This window comes from Flavobacterium sp. GW823-FHT04A11 (genome assembly GCF_058796535.1).
Genome location: NZ_CM179503.1, coordinates 2,244,979 through 2,268,333 on the forward strand (window position 1 = coordinate 2,244,979; position 23,355 = coordinate 2,268,333).

Genomic DNA, 23,355 nt, shown 5'->3' on the forward strand with positions numbered 1-23,355 from the left:
AAAATACGAAAAAGTTTTTGATCAATACGAAGAAAAAAAATTGAACCTACTTTTCCGGGTCATTTTTAAAGATGTATTGATTATAATAAGAAAGTATAGATTAAACGGTGTGTTTTTACACAAAAAATTACTTTTTTTTAATCAAAATTTTGTCCATTGATGATAACAAATCAGACTGAAAGATTGAATTTTGCCTCTACAAAAAATATTCCTGACTATCCGGATTTCTTAGATGTTCAGGTTAAATCTTTTAAAGATTTTTTTCAATTAGAAACTAAATCAGACGAAAGAGGCAACGAAGGGTTATACAACACCTTCATGGAAAACTTTCCAATCACAGATACAAGAAACAACTTTGTATTGGAGTTCCTAGATTATTTTGTTGATCCACCACGTTATACAATTCAAGAATGTATAGAGAGAGGTCTTACTTATAGTGTGCCTTTAAAAGCCAGGTTAAAACTATACTGTACTGATCCAGAACACGAAGATTTTGAAACTATTGTACAAGATGTTTATCTTGGTACAATCCCTTATATGACTCCAAGCGGTACTTTTGTAATCAATGGTGCTGAGCGTGTAGTAGTATCTCAATTACACCGTTCTCCTGGAGTTTTCTTTGGACAGTCATTCCACGCAAATGGAACAAAACTATATTCTGCGAGAGTAATTCCTTTTAAAGGATCTTGGATAGAATTTTCTACAGATATCAACAGCGTAATGTATGCTTATATCGATAGAAAGAAAAAATTACCGGTTACAACTTTATTCCGTGCAATTGGATTTGAAAGAGACAAGGATATCCTTGAAATCTTTGATCTTGCTGAAGAAATTAAAGTTTCTAAAACAGGTATTAAGAAATATATTGGAAGAAGACTTGCTGCACGTGTATTGAACACTTGGCACGAGGATTTCGTTGATGAAGATACCGGAGAGGTAGTTTCTATCGAACGTAACGAAATCATCCTTGATAGAGATACTATTATCGACAAAGATAATGTTGAAGAAATCATCGATTCTAACGTTAAATCTATTTTGTTACATAAAGAGGATAATAACCAAGCAGATTATGCTATTATCCACAACACGTTACAAAAAGATCCAACAAACTCTGAAAAAGAAGCTGTAGAGCACATTTACCGTCAGTTGCGTAACGCTGAACCGCCTGATGAGGAAACTGCTCGAGGTATTATAGATAAATTGTTCTTCTCTGATCAACGTTATAACTTAGGTGAAGTTGGTCGTTACAGAATGAACAAAAAACTTGGTTTAGATATTCCTATGGAAAAGCAAGTGCTTACCAAAGAAGATATCATTACCATTGTAAAATATTTGATCGAATTGATCAACTCTAAAGCAGAGATTGATGATATTGATCACTTATCAAACCGTCGTGTTAGAACAGTTGGAGAACAATTGTCTCAACAATTCGGTGTTGGTTTAGCACGTATGGCTAGAACTATTCGTGAGAGAATGAACGTTAGAGATAACGAGGTGTTTACACCAATTGACTTGATTAATGCTAAAACATTATCGTCAGTTATCAACTCTTTCTTTGGTACTAACCAATTATCTCAATTTATGGATCAAACGAATCCATTAGCTGAGATTACACACAAAAGAAGATTATCTGCACTTGGACCTGGTGGACTTTCGAGAGAGAGAGCTGGTTTCGAGGTTCGTGACGTTCACTATACACACTATGGTCGTTTATGTCCGATTGAAACTCCAGAGGGACCAAACATTGGTTTGATTTCATCTCTTGGTGTTTATGCAAAAGTTAACGGAATGGGTTTCATCGAAACTCCATACCGTAAAGTTACAGATGGTGTAGTTGATTTAGAAAGTACTCCTATCTATTTAAGTGCTGAAGAAGAAGAAGGAAAAATGATTGCTCAGGCAAACATTGAAATGGATGCTTCTGGTAAAATTACAGCAAGCAATGTAATTGCTCGTGAGGAAGGTGACTTCCCGGTTGTTGAGCCATCAGCAGTACATTATACAGACGTTGCGCCTAACCAGATTGCTTCGATTTCGGCTTCATTAATTCCTTTCCTGGAACATGATGATGCGAACCGTGCGTTGATGGGATCAAACATGATGCGTCAGGCGGTTCCTTTGATCCGTCCGGAAGCGCCGATTGTTGGTACAGGTTTAGAGCGTCAGGTAGCTTCAGATTCCAGAGTATTGATTAATGCTGAAGGGGATGGAACTGTAGAATATGTTGATGCTAACATCATTACTATCAAATACGACCGTACTGAAGATGAAAGAATGGTAAGTTTTGATGCTGATGAAAAAACATACAACTTAATTAAATTTAGAAAAACCAATCAGGGAACTAGTATCAACTTGAAACCAATCGTAAGAAAAGGTGACAGAGTTGTTCTTGGGCAAGTATTATCAGAAGGATATGCTACTCAAAATGGTGAATTAGCTTTAGGTAGAAACTTAAAAGTTGCGTTCATGCCATGGAAAGGGTATAACTTTGAGGATGCGATTGTAATTTCTGAGAAAGTAGTTCGTGATGATATTTTTACTTCTATCCACGTTGATGATTATTCATTAGAGGTTAGAGATACTAAGTTAGGAAATGAAGAGTTAACAAACGATATTCCTAACGTTTCTGAAGAAGCTACTAAAGATTTAGATGAAAACGGTATGATCAGAATTGGAGCAGAGGTTAAACCTGGCGACATTCTAATCGGAAAAATTACACCAAAAGGAGAATCAGATCCTACTCCGGAAGAGAAATTGCTTCGTGCAATCTTCGGGGATAAAGCAGGAGATGTAAAAGATGCTTCATTAAAAGCTTCTCCATCTTTACATGGCGTAGTTCTTGACAAAAAATTATTTGCAAGAGCCGTAAAAGATAAACGTAAACGTACTCAGGATAAAGATGCTTTAGGCGCTTTAGAAATGGAGTTTGAAACTAAATTTGTTGAATTAAAAGACAGATTGGTTGAAAAATTATTCCTGATCGTAAACGGAAAAACATCTCAGGGTGTAATGAATGATTTGGGTGAAGAAGTTTTACCAAAAGGTAAAAAATATACTCAAAAAATGCTTTACGCAGTAGAGGATTTTGCTCACTTAAGTAAAGGTCAATGGGTTGCTGATGACGCTACTAATAAAATGGTAAATGATTTGATTCATAACTATAAAATTAAGCTGAACGACTTACAAGGATCTTTAAGAAGAGAAAAATTCACTATTACAGTTGGGGATGAATTACCATCTGGAATCTTGAAATTAGCGAAAATTTATATCGCTAAAAAACGTAAACTGAAAGTGGGGGATAAAATGGCAGGACGTCACGGTAACAAAGGTATTGTTGCAAGAATCGTTCGTCATGAAGATATGCCTTTCCTTGAAGACGGAACACCAGTAGATATCGTATTGAATCCACTTGGGGTACCTTCACGTATGAACATTGGACAGATTTATGAAACTGTTCTTGGATGGGCTGGTATGAACTTGGGTAGAAAATTTGCTACTCCAATTTTTGACGGTGCTTCTTTGGATCAAATTAATGAATTAACTGATGAAGCTGGAGTACCACGTTTTGGACATACACATCTTTATGATGGTGGTACTGGAGAACGTTTCCATCAAGCTGCAACTGTGGGTGTAATTTACATGCTTAAATTAGGACACATGGTTGATGATAAGATGCACGCACGTTCTATTGGACCATACTCGTTGATCACTCAACAACCACTTGGAGGTAAAGCTCAATTTGGAGGTCAGCGTTTTGGAGAGATGGAGGTTTGGGCACTTGAAGCTTATGGAGCATCAAGTACTCTTCGTGAAATCTTAACAGTTAAGTCGGATGACGTTATTGGTAGAGCTAAAACTTACGAGGCTATCGTTAAGGGTGAGTCTATGCCAGAACCAGGATTACCTGAATCATTCAATGTATTGATGCATGAATTGAAAGGTCTTGGACTTGACATTCGTTTAGAAGAATAAATAAAGTTTTCAGTTACAGTCTCAGTAATTCAGTTCAACAACTGAAGCTGAGACTGAAGCTGTTTATTAAAAATAAGTTTTTAGGATTTATACCCGTAAACCGTTCCGATTTTTTACTTAGACCTTAAGGTTTTGTAATTAGCACTTCAAAATTGACGTTTGAAGTTTAGAGAAGTAATCCGTGGTAGTGACTTGATGGTTTTACTCTTTTTAAAGAGAAGGTTATAAGTTAAAATCAATTTTTTAATTGCAAATAAATCAATAGTAAAAACTATGATGAATAATAGAAATAATAATAAAGATAAAAATCCAGTTAAAAGATTCAATAAAATCTCAATTGGATTGGCTTCACCGGAATCTATCTTGAAAGAATCAAGAGGAGAGGTTTTGAAACCAGAAACTATCAACTACAGAACTCACAAACCAGAGCGTGACGGACTTTTCTGCGAAAGAATCTTCGGACCTGTTAAGGATTTTGAATGTGCTTGTGGTAAATATAAAAGAATTCGTTACAAAGGGATCATCTGTGACCGTTGTGGTGTTGAAGTTACTGAGAAAAAAGTACGTCGTGACAGAGTAGGACACATCAACCTTGTTGTGCCTATTGCTCACATCTGGTATTTCCGTTCTCTTCCAAACAAAATTGGTTATATCCTTGGTCTTCCATCTAAGAAATTAGATATGATCATTTACTATGAAAGATACGTAGTAATCCAGGCTGGTATTGCTAAAAATGCAGATGGAGAATCATTACAAAGATTAGACTTTTTAACTGAAGAAGAATATTTGAATATTTTAGATACTCTTCCACAGGAAAACCAATATTTAGATGATTTAGATCCTAATAAATTTGTTGCCAAAATGGGAGCAGAATGTATTATGGATTTATTGGCTCGTATTGACTTAGATGCTTTATCTTATGAATTAAGACACAGCGCTAACAACGAGACTTCTAAACAACGTAAAACGGAAGCTTTAAAAAGATTACAAGTTGTTGAGTCTTTCCGTGAGTCTAACTTAAACCGCGAAAATCGTCCTGAGTGGATGATTATGAAAGTGGTTCCTGTTATTCCACCAGAATTACGTCCGCTTGTGCCACTTGACGGAGGTCGTTTTGCAACTTCAGATTTAAATGATTTATACCGTCGTGTAATCATCCGTAACAACCGTTTGAAAAGATTAATGGAGATTAAAGCTCCTGAAGTTATCTTAAGAAACGAGAAACGTATGTTGCAGGAATCTGTAGATTCATTATTTGATAACACTCGTAAAGCTTCTGCTGTTAAAACAGAATCTAACAGACCATTAAAATCATTATCTGATTCCTTAAAAGGTAAGCAAGGGCGTTTCCGTCAAAACTTACTTGGAAAACGTGTGGATTATTCTGCCCGTTCGGTAATTGTTGTTGGTCCTGAATTAAAATTATTCGAATGTGGATTGCCAAAAGATATGGCATCTGAATTATACAAACCTTTCGTAATCCGTAAATTGATTGAAAGAGGTATTGTTAAAACAGTAAAATCTGCTAAGAAAATTATAGACAAAAAAGAGCCTGTAGTTTGGGATATCCTTGAAAACGTAATTAAAGGTCACCCGGTATTACTTAACCGTGCTCCTACGTTACACAGACTTGGTATTCAAGCTTTCCAGCCAAAATTAATTGAAGGAAAAGCGATCCAATTGCACCCATTAGTATGTACGGCTTTCAACGCCGATTTTGATGGGGATCAGATGGCGGTTCACTTGCCATTAGGACCAGAGGCTATTTTAGAGGCACAATTATTAATGTTGGCTTCTCACAATATCCTTAACCCTGCAAACGGTGCTCCAATTACTGTACCTTCTCAGGATATGGTCTTGGGTCTATATTATATGACCAAAGAGCGTATCTCTACACCAGAACATGTAATTTTAGGTCAAGACTTAACTTTCTATTCTGCTGAAGAAGTAAACATTGCATTAAACGAAGGAAGATTAGAATTGAATGCTCGTGTGAAAATTAGAGCAAAAGATTTTAATGACGCTGGAGAATTAGTGTATAAAATTATTCAAACAACTGCAGGACGTGTATTATTTAATGAAGTAGTACCTGAAGCAGCTGGATATATCAATGATGTATTGACTAAGAAAAACCTTAGAGATATTATCGGACACATTTTAAGTGTGACTGATGTACCTACTACTGCAGCTTTCTTGGATAATATGAAAGATATGGGTTATAAATTTGCATTTAGAGGAGGTTTATCATTCTCTTTAGGTGATATTAGAATTCCAGAACAAAAAACAAAATTAATTGCAGATGCCAGAGAGCAAGTTGAAGGTATTTCTGTGAATTATAACATGGGTCTTATTACCAATAACGAGCGTTACAACCAGGTTATTGACGTATGGACTTCAGCAAATGCTCAGTTAACAGAATTAGCAATGAAAAATATTAGAGAAGACCAACAAGGTTTCAACTCTGTATATATGATGCTTGACTCTGGGGCGAGGGGTTCTAAGGAACAGATTCGTCAGTTAACTGGTATGCGTGGTTTGATGGCTAAGCCTAAAAAATCTACTGCCGGTGGTGGTGAGATTATTGAAAACCCGATTCTTTCTAACTTTAAGGAAGGTCTTTCGATCCTTGAGTACTTCATTTCTACTCACGGTGCCCGTAAAGGACTTGCGGATACGGCTCTTAAAACTGCCGATGCCGGATACTTAACAAGAAGGCTTCATGACGTATCTCAAGATGTTATTGTTAACATTGAAGATTGTGGTACTCTTAGAGGTGTTGAAGTTTCTGCTTTGAAGAAAAATGAGGAAATCGTTGAATCATTAGGAGAAAGAATTTTAGGACGTGTTGCATTGCAAGATGTTATAAATCCACTTACTAATGAAGTAATGGTTGAATCAGGTCAACAAATTACTGAGGCAATCATGAGAACTATCGAAGCTTCTCCGATTGAAAGAGTAGAGGTTAGATCTCCATTAACTTGTGAGGCTTTAAAAGGTATTTGTGCTAAATGTTACGGTAGAAACTTAGCTACTGGTAAGATGACACAAAGAGGTGAAGCTGTCGGAGTTATTGCAGCTCAGTCTATTGGTGAGCCAGGTACACAGTTAACACTTCGTACGTTCCACGTTGGAGGGGTTGCAGGAGGTATTTCTGAAGAATCTAGTATTGTTACAAGATTCAACGGTAGACTTGAGATTGAAGATTTAAAAACTGTTAAAGGTGAAGATAGTGAAGGTAATGCGGTTGATATCGTAGTATCACGTTCAACGGAATTAAAATTAGTTGACGAGAAAACTGGAATCGTCTTAAACACACACAATATTCCTTACGGTTCTAGTATCTTTGTTAAAGATGGAGAAACTGTTACTAAAGGATCTGTGATCTGTAAATGGGATCCATATAATGGGGTAATTGTTTCTGAATTTACTGGTAAGATTGCTTACGAGGATTTAGAGCAAGGACAATCGTTCATGGTTGAAATCGATGAGCAAACAGGATTCCAGGAAAAAGTAATTTCTGAAGCTAGAAATAAAAAATTAATTCCAACTTTATTGGTTTACGGTAAAGAAGGTGAATTGATTCGTTCGTATAACTTACCAGTAGGTGCACACCTTATGGTTGAGAATGGTGAGAAAATTAAAGCAGGTAAAGTATTGGTTAAAATTCCACGTCGTTCTTCTAAAGCAGGAGATATTACAGGAGGTTTACCAAGAATTACAGAGTTGCTTGAGGCTCGTAACCCTTCAAACCCAGCGGTTGTTTCTGAAATTGACGGTGTTGTTTCTTTTGGAAAAATCAAAAGAGGTAACCGTGAAATTGTTATCGAATCTAAATTTGGTGAGATTAAAAAGTATTTAGTTAAACTTTCAAGCCAAATCCTAGTTCAGGAAAATGACTTCGTAAGAGCGGGAGTACCATTGTCTGACGGTGCAATTACACCAGATGATATCTTAAGAATTCAAGGTCCGGCTGCTGTTCAACAGTACTTGGTAAATGAAATTCAAGAGGTATACCGTTTACAAGGGGTAAAAATTAATGACAAGCACTTTGAGGTAGTTATTCGTCAAATGATGCGTAAAGTAAGAGTTCAGGATCCAGGAGATACATTATTCCTTGAAGATCAATTAATTCACACTAAAGACTTTATCGTTCAAAATGATAAATTATATGGTATGAAAGTAGTTGAAGATGCTGGAGATTCTGCTGTATTGAAACCAGGTCAGATTATTTCTCCTCGTGAATTACGTGATGAAAATTCATTGTTGAAACGAACTGATAAAAATCTTGTTGTAGCAAGAGACGTAATTACTGCAACTGCAACGCCAGTTTTACAAGGTATTACAAGAGCTTCTCTACAAACTAAATCATTCATTTCTGCTGCTTCTTTCCAGGAAACAACAAAAGTACTTAACGAAGCTGCTGTAGCTGGTAAAGTAGATGATTTAGAAGGATTAAAAGAAAATGTAATTGTTGGACACAGAATTCCTGCAGGAACTGGTATGAGAGAATACGATAACACTATCGTAGGATCTAAAGACGATTACAATGAAATGATGGCTAATAAAGAAGAATATATTTATTAATTTAGGAAACTATGAGTAATCCGAAACAACAACAAGAGCAAATTAATATCGAGTTAGACGAAACTGTCGCAGAAGGAATTTATTCTAATCTTGCGATTATCAATCACTCATCATCAGAGTTTGTTTTAGATTTTGTGAGCATTATGCCGGGTATTCCTAAAGCCAAGGTAAAGTCAAGAATTGTCCTGACACCACAACATGCTAAAAGATTATTGAAAGCAATTGGAGAAAATATTCATCGTTTTGAAACCGCCCATGGCGAAATAAAAGACACTGAACAAGCACCAATTCCGCTTAATTTTGGTCCGGCAGGACAAGCATAAAACTTAAAAGCCCCAGTATGGGGCTTTTTTATTTCATAGATTTAAATGCAGTTTACCCGATTTAATTCACTTTCATCGAGTATATTTCTTTTGTAAGTCTTATTGTCTTAATTTCGAAATTCCTAATAAAAAAAGAATAATTTTTAAAATATAATGACTTAGTAAGGTTGATTAATTCAAATTAATAAAAAGCGCTAGTGAAAATTAGCGCTTTTTTTATGTTTAAAAATTTAGCTGTAAGTAATCTGCAAAAAAAACTAAAATATTTTAGATCCTTCCCAACCTTTTTATAAAAAATGTACTCTATATAAGTATAAGCATCTGCGAAAGATTTTAACTTAAAAAGTATAGTATGAAAAAGAAATTCACTTTAGAAATAGTAAGTCCTTGTTCTGAAAATTTTGATGAAATGATTCCTAATGCAAGTGGTTCATTTTGTAATTCCTGTGCCAAAAATGTAATTGATTTGAGTGGTAAAACGAAATCTGAAGTGGCCAAATTTATAGCAGAAATCAAAGATAAAAACATTTGTGCGAGATTAAATGTGGCTCAATTACAGGAAGAATTTGAGTACAATGAAACTTCCAAAATTAATAATTTGAAATATGCAGCAGTTGCGGCATCAATTTTGCTTACTTCAAATGTGGTTGGACAAGAAAAATTGCCAATTAAAACTGAAATTGGCTGTAAAAAGCCTGATCCTACTATAGTTGGCAAAGTCGCGTATAATCAATCTATAGAAAAAGAGGTATCAATAATTGTAAAAGGAAAATTATTGGAGGCAAAAACTAATAAACCATTTAATAGTACAATATATCCAAATCTGACTATTGCAATAAACGGTTCACAAAGTAAAATGAATCCAAAAACGGGAGTATTTTCTATTCCAGTAGTAGTTTCGAATGATAGCAAGATTCTGGTTATTACTATTACGGCGGATGATTATTATCTCTCTAAAACAATAGATTTTGATATAAAATCAGTTAAGAATAATATACTAATTCAAAATATAATTATTGACGAAGCAGAACTTCCCAGAGTCAATGTGAAAATTATGGGAGGAATGGGAATTAATTATTCCCGTGAAAATGAAACTAAACGAATCTAAGCAAATTTTGGGGAATTTGTGGAGATAAAAAAAGACCTTCTAAAATTATTTTTAGAAGGCTTTTTTATGTTTCTTTTTAAAAAGATATTTAATCAAATTCAGAAGTAAAAAATAATTTTACAGTTGGATATTTGCTTTGTGTCATTTGAATGGTAAAGTCAGAATCAGCTAAGAATACTAGTTGACCGTATTTATCATGAGCTAAAAATTTCTGCTTGATACGCTTAAATTCTTTGAATTCATCATTTTTAGCATCATCAGGTTTTACCCAACACGCTTTATGAACCGGGAAATTTTCATACGTACATTTTGCACCATACTCATGCTCCAAACGATATTGAATTACCTCATATTGAAGCGCACCAACAGTTCCGATCACTTTACGGTTATTCATTTCAAGCGTAAATAACTGCGCAACACCTTCATCCATTAATTGGTCAACACCTTTGTCCAATTGTTTTGCTTTCATTGGATCAGCATTATTAATGTATCTAAAGTGTTCTGGAGAGAAACTTGGAATTCCTTTGAAACTCATTATTTCTCCTTCAGTTAAAGTATCTCCAATTTTAAAATTTCCTGTATCATGTAAACCAACAATATCTCCTGGATATGAAATGTCTACAATTTCTTTTTTCTCTGCAAAAAAGGCATTCGGACTAGAGAATTTCAGGTTTTTTTTCTGACGTACGTGATAATAAGGTTTGTTTCTTTCAAAAGTTCCCGAAACAATTTTGATAAATGCTAAACGATCCCTGTGTTTAGGATCCATGTTGGCGTGTATTTTAAATACAAAACCAGTCATTTTCTCTTCTTTAGGATCAACTAAACGAGTTTCAGAATCTTTTGGTCTTGGCGAAGGAGCAATTGTAACAAAACAATCTAACAATTCGCGAACTCCAAAATTATTTAAAGCCGAACCAAAAAACACAGGCTGGATTTTTCCGTCCAAGTAATCCTGACGTTCAAATTTTGGATACACTTCATCAATCAATTCTAATTCTTCACGAAGTTTATTAGCCGCTTTTTGACCAACAATTTTATCTAATTCAGGATTGTTTTGAACATCAGAGAAAGCGATCGTTTCCTCAATGTTTTTTCGGCTGTCACCGCTAAAAAGGTTGATATTTTCTTCCCATAAATTATAAATTCCCTGAAAATCATAACCCATTCCAATTGGGAAACTTAAAGGAGTAACTTTTAAACCCAATTTTTGTTCCACTTCATCCATTAAGTCAAAAGCATCTTTTCCTTCACGGTCTAATTTATTAATGAAAACAATCATCGGAATGTTTCTCATTCTACAAACTGCAACTAATTTTTCAGTTTGTTCCTCAACCCCTTTTGCAACGTCAATTACAACGATAACACTATCAACAGCAGTTAAAGTTCTAAAAGTATCTTCGGCAAAATCCTTGTGTCCCGGAGTATCAAGAATGTTGATTTTTTTGTCTTTATAATTAAAAGCAAGAACAGAAGTCGAAACCGAAATACCTCTTTGGCGTTCGATTTCCATGAAATCACTCGTTGCTCCTTTTTTTATTTTGTTGTTTTTTACAGCACCTGCTTCCTGAATTGCACCTCCAAATAACAGTAATTTCTCCGTTAATGTTGTTTTACCGGCATCGGGATGCGATATAATTCCAAATGTTCTTCTGCGTTGTATTTCTTTTAAAAAGCTCATATTTCGTATAAATAGGTTGCAAAAGTACTATTAATTACGGCTTAATAAAAATATTCACTTCTTAATTTAGAAGACTTTATTTGTAGAAATTAAACATTTAACCAAAAAAATAAGGCTGATTTATAAAAACAGCCTTAGAATATTAATTTGTATATATTATTGGTTGATAGACCAAACTGAATATCCGTTTGGCGGACATTGAATTTTCACCCATTTATCTGCCTGTGTAGTAGGATACCAGGTTGAATTTCCTGTAAAATCTTTGATTTGAGTATTAGCCCAATTCGTCTGAATCCATCTTTCCTGCCATGAAGCCGAGTTGTTAATGTAAACTACTAATCCCGGATTTCCATTGTAACCATTTCTTCTGGCAACATATTCATCATTATCAGAATATAAAATAGATGTAGTACCAGTTGCTTTATTATTATGAATCCAGATTAAATTGTTAAGTTTGGTTTTATCCAGCCATTCTTCATAATCTCTATAAAATATTGTTGGATATCCTTCGTGAGTCAGAATATAAGAATACGCCAATAATTTTTTTGAAATTTCATCTGTATCGTGATTCGTAACAAAAGTTACGGCTTTGTATGGATTTCTTTTCCACATCATGTCGTCGTTTAATAACGCAAGATTATTTCCATCAAAAGCATCATTCATTTTATAATAGCAAGCAAAATCAAAAACAGAACTATTGGCATTATTTGCCCACCATTCTAAAGTATTTACGTTTGCATCCCAATATTCTCCAACAGAAAATCCACCAACATTTGCATTCCATGAATTAACAACCCATGGACCAAAACCTTTTACATAATCAAATCTCCAGCCATCAAATTTCATGGTGTTTTTATAATATTTACCAACTCCGTCAGCTCTTAGCCACAACCAATCTTGCACGTTTGGCGCAGCATGGCACAAATCAGGAAAGCCTCCAAAAGCGCCTTCGTCATTATTACCGTAGCTATTTTTGTAGAAGTCATTATAAGTACGTTTGAATTTTCCAGAAGCAATTCCTGTAAAATTTGTCCACGTACTAGTTCCCGTAAACGGATTGGCTTCTGATTGGCCGCCACTATTGTGATTAATTACAATATCCGCATACACTTTTAAGTTTTCGGCATGTGCATTTGTAATTAAGCTTACCAATTCAGTTTTAGATCCAAATCGGGTTTCTGTAGAACCATTTTGATTGTAATCTCCAAAATCAAAATAATCTGTTGGATCGTATCCCATCGAGAAAGCCCCATTTTGAGCTTTAGAAGCTGGTGGAAGCCATATTGATCCAATTCCGGCATTACCCCAGGCGGCTACTTTACTGCTAACAGTATTCCACCAGGTTCCGCCAGCGGGAACATCCCAATAAAAAGCCTGCATCATTACGCCACCGCCCGGATTATCTACATATTTAGCCGTAAGAGATTTTGTTTCTCCCGTACTAAATGGCTTTCCGTCGTTTGTCACGTTGATGATTTTAAATTGCTGACTTTCAGCTTTTGTGTCGTTTTCAGTTGCTTCATTATCGGAACAAGAAAATAAAAGTGCCGTAATTCCCGCAACGTAACAAAGTTTTAGAAAAGGTTTTTTCATAATAAAAATGTGGTTAAGGTTAGATAAATAAAGTAGTAATTAAATGATTTATCATGGCTAAACATGAATTATTCTTATTTTTAGCACTTTTAAATTGTTAATTACGCATCTAAAGTATGTAAATTTTATTATGTTGTGAATTATAGGAAAATATTTATATTACGAAAACGTTGTAGTGTTGAAAACTTTTTAATCTGATCTTTATAGGAGTTGTTAAATGAGATCTTTTTTATTTGATAATGACTTCATTCTTTTGAAGTTGTATTTTGAAGTATTCCTACTGATACACAACTTCTTATTAATACGATTTTGAAGCTATCCCATAATTTTTTGTTAATAGTATTGCTGATAGTTGTATTATGTAATTGAATTGTTATTTTTGTTCGTTATAAGTTAGAAGAAACTAGAAGTTAATTATTTAATGTTTTCAGAATAATTTTTGAAACCGGAATAAAGGAATAGTAGTTTAAACAAAGTCAGGCATTCAAATTAAATTTAAAATAATGTTATTAAAAAAATTACAGCTAAAAACAATTGATTACAAATTTGGGTTAACAATATGTTTTTTACTTTTTTTCAACTCATTTATTTCGGCACAAGAAATTATTCCTGATGTTGTAGCAGAAAAACCGGCAGAGGTTCATTCCGGACAAAGACAAAAAATTGACGGTATTATTGCCACTGTTGGAGATTATATTGTTTTGGATTCTGATATTGATAAAGGATATTTAGAAATTACCAGTCAGGGTGGTTCTATAAAAGACATTACAAGATGCCAAATGCTTGGTAAGCTTTTAGAAGATAAATTATATGCACATCAGGCTATCCAGGATAGTATTATTGTAAGTGATGCTGAAGTAAGAAGTATGATGGAAGAGCGTCTGAATTATATGTTACAACAAGTTGGAGACATTAATAAAGTTGTTGCCTATTACAAAAAAAACTCTGTAGAAGAATTCAAAACTTACTTTGCTGATATCTTAAAAGAGCAAAAGTTAGCTTCTGAAATGCAAAAGAAGATTGTTGACGGTGTTGAAATTACGCCTGAAGAAGTTCGTAATTTCTTTAAAAAAATACCAAAAGATGCATTGCCAACTTTTGGAGCTGAAATGGAAGTTGCTCAAATTGTAGTTGAACCTAAGGTTTCTAAAGAAGATGAGCAAAAAGTAATTGACAGATTAAACGCTATTAGAAAAGATGTTTTAGAAGGATCCAGTTTTGCTACAAAAGCAGTTTTGTATTCTCAGGATCCGGGATCTTCGCCAAATGGTGGATTTTATAAAATGACAAGAAGAACGCCTTTTGTAAAAGAATTTAAAGATGTAGCCTTTAGTTTAGCAGAAGGAGAGATTTCAGAACCGTTTAAAACTAATTTCGGTTATCATATTATAATGGTAGACAAAATTAAAGGACAAGAAGTAGAATTACGTCATATCCTGATCGCACCAACTGTTTCTGAAGATGCATTGAAAGATGCCAAAGAAAGGATCACAAACATTAGAAAAAAGATTGAAAGTAAAGAAATTTCTTTTGCTGACGCAGCCAGAACAGAATCTGACGAAAAAGAAACAAGAGCAAATGGTGGAACTTTGGTAAATCCAAATACGCAGGATACGCGTTTTGAATTGACAAAAATGGATCCAACATTATATAGCCAGGTTTCAAATTTAAAAGATACAGAGATTTCTCAGCCACTTTTAAATACGGATGATAAAGGTAAAAAAACGTATAAACTAATTACTGTTACCAATAGAATTGAAGAACATACAGCTGATTATGCTAAAGATTATACTAAAATTAAAGAATTAGCATTAAAAGAAAAACAAATCAACGCCATTGCAAAATGGTTTGATGAAAAAATTAAAGATACTTATATCAAAATCATCGGAGAGTACAGAGATTGTGCCTTTACAAATAATTGGTTGAAAAAATAATTTTTATTAAATAAATAAAAAGAGTTAGTTTTATGATTTCATAGCACTAGCTCTTTTTAATTTTAAATATATTCATAAATGTCTGACGTAACAGCAATTCACAATTTAGTTCAAAAACGCAACGAATTAAAAACCGAAATAGCAAAAATCATTGTAGGGCAAGACGCCGTTGTAGATCAAATTTTACTTTGTATATTTTCCGGAGGACATGCTCTTTTAATAGGCGTACCGGGATTGGCAAAAACATTATTGATTAATACGCTTTCTCAGGCATTAGGATTAGATTTTAAAAGAATACAATTTACGCCGGATTTAATGCCGTCTGATATTTTAGGAAGTGAAATTTTAGATGAAAACAGAAGATTCAAATTTATAAAAGGACCAGTTTTTTCTAATATTATTCTGGCAGATGAGATTAACAGAACGCCGCCTAAAACGCAGGCAGCTTTACTTGAAGCGATGCAGGAACGCTCTGTTACAATTGCGGGTGAAAATCATAAATTAGATTTGCCTTATTTTGTATTGGCAACACAAAACCCAATTGAGCAAGAGGGAACTTATCCGTTACCGGAAGCACAATTAGACCGTTTTATGTTTGCTATAAAATTAGAATATCCTAGCTTTGAAGAAGAGGTGCAAGTCGTAAAACGTACAACCTCTGATGCAAAGACAACAATTAATCCTTTATTTTCAGGACAGGAAATTATCGATTTTCAGCATTTGATTCGCAGAATTCCTGTAGCCGACAATGTTATCGAATATGCCGTAACTCTGGTAAGTAAAACTCGTCCGGATAATAAGCTGACAAATGATTTTGTTAGAAATTATTTGGATTGGGGAGCAGGGCCAAGAGCATCTCAAAACTTAATCCTGGCAGCAAAAGCGCATGCAGCTTTTAATGGTAAATTCTCGCCGGATATTGAAGATGTAAAAGCAGTTGCAACCGGAATTTTACGTCACAGAATTATCAAAAACTATAAAGCAGATGCTGAAGGAATAACGGAAGAAATTATTATTCAGAAATTATTATAAAAAGTAAGAAGTTTTCAAACAAAGCCTAACATTCAATTGTTAGGCTTTGTTGTTTATAGTAATATTTGAGTGTAAAATTATCATTAATAAAAGCTTCATAAATTTTATTTCAAAAACAGAAAAAAAGTGATTTTGATGATAACTATATCGATGTAAATGATAATTTAGAAAGGTTCTTTGCTGAAATCATGTTTAAAATGCGGTTTATTTTTAACAACAAATTCCGACTTTGTTAAAGAAACGATCTTAAAATGTTAAAAATTCATTTTTTTAATACAAAATTGATATTTCGGCAAAAACAAGCAGTGAAAATCGTTTTTTAACAATAATAATTTTTGAAAAGGGGAGTTCCATTATATTTTTTTTAATTCTCGGCTTTAATAACTAAATTTGCGAACAAAAAAATAAAAATACCTACAAAAGACTTTTAATATGAATATTTATCAGGATTACATTAAAGAGATTGCAGATCGTAAAGATCAGGGACTACACCCAAAACCAATTGATGGTGCTGAATTATTAAGCGATATCATTGAACAAATTAAGGATGTAAATAACGAGTACAGAGAGGATTCTCTAAAGTTCTTTATTTACAATGTTGTACCGGGAACGACTAGCGCTGCAGGTCTTAAAGCTAAATTTTTAAAAGAAATCATTCTTGGTGAATTTGAAGTTAAAGAAATCACACCAGCTTTTGCTTTTGAATTATTGTCACATATGAAAGGCGGACCTTCTATCGAAGTATTGTTGGATCTTGCTCTTGGTGATGATTTTGTTATTGCTAAAGATGCTGCAAATGTTCTTAAAACGCAAGTTTACCTTTATGAGGCAGACACAGACCGTTTGAAAGAAGCTTTTAAAAATGATAATGTAATCGCAAGAGAAATTCTTGAAAGTTATGCAAAGGCAGAGTTTTTTACTTCATTGCCAGAAGTAGTAGAAGAAATTAAAGTAGTTACTTATATCGCTGGTGAGGGTGATATTTCGACTGACTTATTATCTCCGGGTAATCAGGCTCACTCACGTTCTGATCGTGAGCTTCATGGTAAATGCATGATTACTCCTCAGGCACAAGACGAAATTAAGATGTTGCAAACTCAATATCCTGATGCAAGTGTGATGTTGATTGCAGAAAAAGGTACTATGGGTGTAGGATCTTCCAGAATGTCAGGAGTAAATAATGTGGCTCTTTGGACAGGTAAACAAGCAAGTCCTTATGTTCCGTTCATTAATATTGCTCCAATCGTTGCGGGTACAAACGGTATTTCTCCAATTTTTCTAACAACTGTTGACGTTACAGGTGGTATCGGACTAGATCTTAAAAACTGGGTAAAAAAGCTGGATGCAAATGGGAATGTTCTTCGTAATGAGAATAATGAACCAATCCTGGAAGAAGCTTATTCTGTAGCTACAGGTACTGTACTTACTATAAACACAAAAACTAAGAAGCTTTATAACGGAGATAAAGAATTAATTGATATTTCTAAGGCATTTACGCCTCAGAAAATGGAATTTATAAAAGCCGGAGGATCATACGCAATTGTATTTGGTAAAAAGCTTCAGACATTAGCAGCAAAAATTTTAGATATTGAAGCTCCTCTTGTATTTGCTCCGTCAAAAGAAATTTCTATTGAAGGACAGGGACTTACAGCAGTAGAAAAAATCTTCAACAGAAACGCTGTTGGTATAACTCCTGGTAAAGTATTACACGCAGGTTCAGATGTTCGTGTAGAAGTTAACATTGTAGGTTCGCAAGATACAACTGGTCTTATGACGGCTCAGGAATTAGAATCTATGGCGGCTACAGTAATTTCGCCAATCGTTGATGGTGCATATCAGTCTGGTTGTCACACAGCATCTGTATGGGATAAAAAAGCGCAGGCAAATATTCCAAAATTGATGAAGTTTATGAATGATTTCGGTCTAATCACGGCTCGTGACCCAAAAGCCCTTTATCATTCTATGACAGACGTAATTCACAAAGTACTTAACGATATTACGATAGACGAATGGGCTATCATTATTGGGGGTGACTCTCATACAAGAATGTCAAAAGGTGTTGCGTTTGGTGCTGACTCAGGAACGGTTGCTCTTGCACTTGCTACCGGTGAAGCTTCAATGCCAATTCCGGAATCAGTAAAAGTAACATTTATTGGAGAAATGAAAGGTTATATGGACTTCCGTGATATAGTTCATGCAACACAATCTCAGATGCTTAAGAAATTTGGAGGAGAAAATGTATTCCAGGGAAGAATTATTGAAGTTCATCTTGGAACTCTTACTGCTGACCAGGCATTTACATTTACAGACTGGACTGCAGAAATGAAAGCAAAAGCTTCTATTTGTATTTCTGAAGATGATACTTTGATTGAATCATTAGAGATTGCAAAAGGCAGAATCCAGATCATGATCGACAAAGGAATGGACAATCACAGACAAGTTCTTCAGGGATTGATTAATAAAGCAGATAAGAGAATTTCTGAGATTAAATCAGCAGAGAAACCAGCTTTAACTCCAGATGCAAATGCGAAATATTATGCTGAAGTTGTTGTAGATCTTGATCAAATTGTTGAACCAATGATCGCAGATCCGGACGTTAATAATGTTGATGTTTCAAAAAGATATACTCACGATACCATCAGACCTCTTTCTTTTTATGGAGGAGAGAAAAAAGTAGATCTTGGATTTATCGGTTCTTGCATGGTTCACAAAGGAGATATGAAAATCCTGGCTCAAATGCTTAAAAATATAGAAGATATACATGGTAAAGTTGAGTTTAAAGCACCGCTTGTAGTGGCGCCGCCAACTTATAACATCGTAGATGAGCTTAAAGCAGAAGGTGACTGGGAAGTTTTACAGAGATATTCTGGTTTCGAATTTGACGATAATGCTCCTAAAGGCGCTGCACGTACAGAATACCAAAACATGTTGTATTTAGAGCGTCCGGGATGTAACCTTTGTATGGGGAATCAGGAAAAAGCGGCAAAAGGAGATACTGTAATGGCAACTTCTACACGTCTTTTCCAGGGAAGAGTTGTAGAAGATACTGAAGGTAAAAAAGGAGAATCCTTACTTTCTTCAACACCTGTAGTAGTGCTGTCTACAGTTCTTGGAAGAACTCCTACAATGGATGAATATGTAGCTGCTGTAGAAGGTATTAGTTTGACTAAATTTGCGCCTTCAAACAAACAGTTAGTGATGTAATACATACGATTAGTTATAATCATTATATATAAAAAGCCCGAGCGATAAACTCGGGCTTTTTCTTTTATAGCTCCTCAATTATTTGTACCTTGTCGTGTTGAAAATATAAAAAACAAAAACAATTATAACTTATGGCTTTTGATATTGAAATGATAAAAAAAGTGTATGAGAACATGCCGGATCGTGTTGATAAAGCACGCGAGATTGTTGGTCGTCCACTTACTTTAACTGAGAAAATTTTGTACAATCACCTTTGGGATGGAGCTCCAACTCAGGCGTTTGGAAGAGGAGTAGATTATGTTGACTTTGCTCCGGATCGTGTTGCATGTCAGGATGCAACAGCTCAAATGGCATTATTACAATTTATGCACGCCGGAAAATCTAAAGTGGCAGTTCCAACAACGGTTCACTGCGATCACCTGATCCAGGCAAAAGTAGATGCTGCAACCGATTTGGCCAGAGCAAAAACACAAAGTAACGAAGTTTTCGATTTCTTATCGTCAGTTTCAAATAAATACGGAATTGGTTTCTGGAAGCCAGGAGCTGGAATTATTCACCAGGTAGTACTTGAAAATTATGCTTTCCCAGGTGGAATGATGATTGGTACCGATTCTCACACTGTAAATGCAGGTGGTTTAGGAATGGTTGCTATTGGAGTTGGTGGAGCGGATGCCGTTGACGTTATGTCCGGTATGGCTTGGGAATTAAAATTCCCTAAATTAATTGGAGTAAAATTAACTGGTAAATTATCAGGATGGACTGCTCCAAAAGATGTTATCCTTAAAGTTGCCGGTATCCTGACTGTAAAAGGTGGTACTGGTGCTATCGTTGAATATTTTGGTGAAGGTGCAACTTCTATGTCTTGTACAGGAAAAGGTACTATTTGTAACATGGGTGCTGAAATTGGAGCTACAACTTCAACTTTTGGTTACGATGATTCAATGAGTCGCTACCTTCGATCTACAGGCAGAGCTGATGTTGCAGATGCTGCAGATAAAGTGGCTTCATACTTAACAGGAGATCCGGAAGTTTACGCTGACCCTGAAAAATATTTTGATCAGATTATCGAAATCAATTTATCTGAATTAGAGCCACATTTAAACGGTCCTTTCACACCGGATTTAGCGACTCCAATTTCTAAAATGAAAGAAGAAGCAATCAAAAATAACTGGCCATTACAAATTCAGGTTGGTTTAATTGGTTCATGTACAAACTCTTCTTATGAAGATATTGCGCGTGCAGCTTCTTTAGCGAGACAAGTAAGTGCTAAAAACTTAAAAACTAAATCTCAATTTACGATTACTCCGGGTTCAGAGGTTGTTCGTTATACAATTGAAAGAGACGGATTTATTGATACTTTCGAAAAAATTGGTGCTACCGTTTTTGCCAATGCCTGCGGACCATGTATTGGTATGTGGGACAGAGATGGAGCAGAAAAAGAAGAAAGAAATACTATCGTTCACTCTTTTAACCGTAACTTCTCAAAACGTGCAGACGGTAATCCAAATACGTTAGCTTTCGTAGGTTCTCCAGAATTGGTAACCGCTATGGCTATTGCAGGAGATCTTGGTTTTAATCCATTGACAGATACTTTAATTAACGAAGATGGAGAAGAAGTGAGACTTGAAGCACCAACAGGAGACGAATTGCCTCCAAAAGGTTTTGATGCAGAAGATCCGGGATTCCAGGCTCCGGCTGAAGATGGTTCTGGAGTTGAGGTAGTTGTAAATCCGGCATCTGAGCGTTTGCAATTATTAGCTCCATTTGATGCCTGGGATGGTAAAAACATTACAGGTGCTAAATTGTTAATCAAAGCATTTGGTAAATGTACAACCGACCACATTTCTATGGCTGGACCATGGTTGCGTTTCCGCGGACATTTAGATAATATTTCTAACAATATGTTGATTGGTGCTGTAAATGCATTTAACCAAAAAACAAATTCAGTTAAAAATCAACTGACAGGAGAATACGATGCAGTTCCTGCTGTTGCCCGTGCTTATAAAGCTGCAGGAGTGCCGTCTATCGTTGTGGGAGACCATAACTATGGTGAAGGTTCATCTCGTGAACATGCTGCAATGGAGCCACGTTTCTTGGGAGTAAAAGCAGTATTGGTAAAATCTTTTGCCCGTATCCACGAAACAAACCTTAAAAAACAAGGTCTTTTAGGATTGACATTTGCTAACGAAGCTGATTATGATAAAATTCAGGAAAATGATACAATCAACTTTACTGATTTAACCGAGTTTGCTCCGGGAAAACCATTAACGTTAGAATTCCTTCATACAGATGGTTCTAAAGATATTATCCTTGCAAACCATACTTACAACGCAGGTCAGATTGGCTGGTTCGTTGCAGGTTCAGCATTAAACTTAATTGCTGCCGGAAAAGCTTAATCTTTAAGATTCAACTATACTAAAAATGCTCTGTGAAAACAGGGCATTTTTTATTTAGGGATTTACGCAAAATAACCGGACCGAACTTTTTTAGTTAGTATTTTAATAGCAATTGTTTGCAGTGCCATACTGCTGAAAATAACGGAATTAGTATTTTTTCTAAAATATTATAATGTTAAAAAGGGGTGTTTGCTTTTAAAAACACTATTTTTCGTATAAATTGCAACTTTTTAAGGTGTATATTTAATTTATTAGTTTAGCATGAACTCGTTTAGAAAACCGATTTTTTTTGCTTGAAAATATTAAATTCATCTTATTAGTTGAAATGCATTTGAGTTGTAAAATTCAAATTTGAAAAATAAAAAAGTAATTCCCCCAAATTATGATTTTAAGATTATTTGTTGTCCTGTTCTTTTTGAGTTGTAGTGCTTTTTCACAAGAGAAATATAGTAAACATATTATTTCTAAAGGTGATAATATCACATCAATCGCAAAAAAATACGGTGTAAAACCGAAAGCTATTTTAGATGCAAATCCTAATGCGCCTAAAATTTTAAAACTAAACTCAGTTTTATTAATTCCAAATGCAAACCAAACGATTGCAACATCCAATGAAGTTGCTTCAGGTAATAATACTTCTGGGAGCCATGAAGTTTTAGCGAAAGAAACACTCTGGGGAATCTCAAAAAAATACAATGTTTCAGTAGAAGATTTAAAGAAAGCCAATCCGCTACTGGAAACGGAAGGTTTAAAAATCGGACAGCAAATTGTAATACCTTCTAATTCAGTTGCGGTTTCAGAAAAACCAATTGACGACCTTAAAATCGTTACAGATGTTGAGGTTATTGTAGAAGTTCAGCCAAAAGAAACAAAATATGCAATTGCAAAAAGATACGGAATAACAGTGGCAGAATTAGAAAAGCAAAATCCGTTTATTAAAGGTCAATTACCAGTTGGTTACGTTCTTAAAATCAGAACTTCAAAAGCAAAAGCCGATGCAGCTGCAGCAAGTATAGCTTCTCCTAATACTTCTCCTGAAATAAAAGATGCATTACCTTCAACCGAAACCCAGATTGCAGAAAATTCAGTAATACAAAATGATTCAAATACGATTATAAAAGTTAATAATTATGCTGAGTTAGTGGATCAATTAATTGTAAACGCGACTGAAAATATTGGAACAAGATACCGATCGGGCGGAACTACAAAAGCAGGTTTTGATTGCTCAGGTTTAATGATTTCAACCTTTAGTACTTTTGATATAAAATTACCGAGAAGTTCAATAGAGCAATCCAGAATAGGAATGAAAGTGACCAGTGATGCGGCGCAAAAAGGCGATTTGATTTTCTTTAAAACAAATGGAAGAAGACAAATTAATCATGTTGGAATGGTAGTAGAAGTCGCTGAAGGAGAAATTAAATTTGTTCATTCGTCCACTCACGGCGGTGTAATGATTTCGTCAACAAAAGAGCCTTATTACCAAAGAAGTTTTTCGCAAGTAAACAGAATTTTGCAATAGCAGAAAGAG

General features: G+C 34.8%; 11 protein-coding genes. 9 read left to right on the forward strand and 2 right to left on the reverse strand.

The genetic code is table 11. The annotated features are described in order from the left end of the window. The first annotated feature begins 159 nt into the window (after positions 1–159). From rpoB to AC3QL1_RS09755, 4 genes are all read left to right on the forward strand, one after another. Positions 160–3,972, forward strand: a complete 3,813-nt coding sequence (gene rpoB, locus AC3QL1_RS09740; protein ID WP_492497557.1) for a DNA-directed RNA polymerase subunit beta — start codon at positions 160–162, stop codon at positions 3,970–3,972. A gap of 273 nt (positions 3,973–4,245) precedes the next feature. Beyond that, positions 4,246–8,556, forward strand: coding sequence for a DNA-directed RNA polymerase subunit beta' (gene rpoC, locus AC3QL1_RS09745; RefSeq protein WP_492497137.1), 4,311 nt, complete (start codon positions 4,246–4,248; stop codon positions 8,554–8,556). Positions 8,557–8,567: 11 nt separating this feature from the next. After that, a complete protein-coding gene (locus AC3QL1_RS09750) occupies positions 8,568–8,879 on the forward strand; it encodes a DUF3467 domain-containing protein (protein ID WP_492497139.1) in 312 nt (103 codons plus the stop codon). Between the two features lie 352 nt (positions 8,880–9,231). Next, the gene (locus AC3QL1_RS09755; protein WP_492497141.1) at positions 9,232–9,987 is read left to right on the forward strand and encodes a hypothetical protein; all 756 of its coding nucleotides are present in this window, start codon (positions 9,232–9,234) and stop codon (positions 9,985–9,987) included. Positions 9,988–10,075: 88 nt separating this feature from the next. On the opposite strand, the gene AC3QL1_RS09760 is transcribed toward AC3QL1_RS09755, so the two are convergent. Further along, positions 10,076–11,668 carry a peptide chain release factor 3 gene (locus AC3QL1_RS09760; protein WP_492497143.1) on the reverse strand — a complete coding sequence of 531 codons (1,593 nt, stop codon included), beginning with the start codon at positions 11,666–11,668 and terminating at the stop codon, positions 10,076–10,078. Positions 11,669–11,824: 156 nt separating this feature from the next. Continuing rightward, on the reverse strand, positions 11,825–13,261 hold the full coding sequence (locus tag AC3QL1_RS09765) for an alpha-amylase (protein WP_492497145.1): 1,437 nt from the start codon (positions 13,259–13,261) through the stop codon (positions 11,825–11,827). 503 nt (positions 13,262–13,764) lie between these two features. On the opposite strand from AC3QL1_RS09765, the gene AC3QL1_RS09770 reads away from it, so the two are divergent. From AC3QL1_RS09770 to AC3QL1_RS09790, 5 genes are all read left to right on the forward strand, one after another. After that, positions 13,765–15,195, forward strand: a complete 1,431-nt coding sequence (locus tag AC3QL1_RS09770) for a peptidylprolyl isomerase (protein WP_492497147.1) — start codon at positions 13,765–13,767, stop codon at positions 15,193–15,195. A 78-nt stretch (positions 15,196–15,273) separates the two neighbouring features. After that, positions 15,274–16,227, forward strand: coding sequence for an AAA family ATPase (locus AC3QL1_RS09775; protein ID WP_492497149.1), 954 nt, complete (start codon positions 15,274–15,276; stop codon positions 16,225–16,227). 432 nt (positions 16,228–16,659) lie between these two features. Then, positions 16,660–19,431: a bifunctional aconitate hydratase 2/2-methylisocitrate dehydratase gene (locus AC3QL1_RS09780; RefSeq protein WP_492497151.1), complete on the forward strand. Its 2,772-nt coding sequence runs from the start codon at positions 16,660–16,662 to the stop codon at positions 19,429–19,431. Positions 19,432–19,562: 131 nt separating this feature from the next. Next, the gene (locus AC3QL1_RS09785; protein WP_492497153.1) at positions 19,563–21,827 is read left to right on the forward strand and encodes an aconitate hydratase; all 2,265 of its coding nucleotides are present in this window, start codon (positions 19,563–19,565) and stop codon (positions 21,825–21,827) included. Between the two features lie 382 nt (positions 21,828–22,209). Then, on the forward strand, positions 22,210–23,346 hold the full coding sequence (locus AC3QL1_RS09790; RefSeq protein ID WP_492497155.1) for a C40 family peptidase: 1,137 nt from the start codon (positions 22,210–22,212) through the stop codon (positions 23,344–23,346). Positions 23,347–23,355: the final 9 nt, after the last annotated feature.

What these genes read in the sequence shown, in the direction of transcription:
- AC3QL1_RS09750 (WP_492497139.1), top strand. Translation starts at nt 8,568, where the DNA reads ATGAGTAATCCGAAACAACAACAAGAGCAAATTAATATCGAGTTAGAC.
- AC3QL1_RS09765 (WP_492497145.1), bottom strand. Translation starts at nt 13,261, where the DNA reads ATGAAAAAACCTTTTCTAAAACTTTGTTACGTTGCGGGAATTACGGCA.
- AC3QL1_RS09785 (WP_492497153.1), top strand. Translation starts at nt 19,563, where the DNA reads ATGGCTTTTGATATTGAAATGATAAAAAAAGTGTATGAGAACATGCCG.
- AC3QL1_RS09790 (WP_492497155.1), top strand. Translation starts at nt 22,210, where the DNA reads ATGATTTTAAGATTATTTGTTGTCCTGTTCTTTTTGAGTTGTAGTGCT.
- AC3QL1_RS09760 (WP_492497143.1), bottom strand. Translation starts at nt 11,668, where the DNA reads ATGAGCTTTTTAAAAGAAATACAACGCAGAAGAACATTTGGAATTATA.
- AC3QL1_RS09775 (WP_492497149.1), top strand. Translation starts at nt 15,274, where the DNA reads ATGTCTGACGTAACAGCAATTCACAATTTAGTTCAAAAACGCAACGAA.
- AC3QL1_RS09755 (WP_492497141.1), top strand. Translation starts at nt 9,232, where the DNA reads ATGAAAAAGAAATTCACTTTAGAAATAGTAAGTCCTTGTTCTGAAAAT.
- rpoB (WP_492497557.1), top strand. Translation starts at nt 160, where the DNA reads ATGATAACAAATCAGACTGAAAGATTGAATTTTGCCTCTACAAAAAAT.
- AC3QL1_RS09780 (WP_492497151.1), top strand. Translation starts at nt 16,660, where the DNA reads ATGAATATTTATCAGGATTACATTAAAGAGATTGCAGATCGTAAAGAT.
- rpoC (WP_492497137.1), top strand. Translation starts at nt 4,246, where the DNA reads ATGATGAATAATAGAAATAATAATAAAGATAAAAATCCAGTTAAAAGA.
- AC3QL1_RS09770 (WP_492497147.1), top strand. Translation starts at nt 13,765, where the DNA reads ATGTTATTAAAAAAATTACAGCTAAAAACAATTGATTACAAATTTGGG.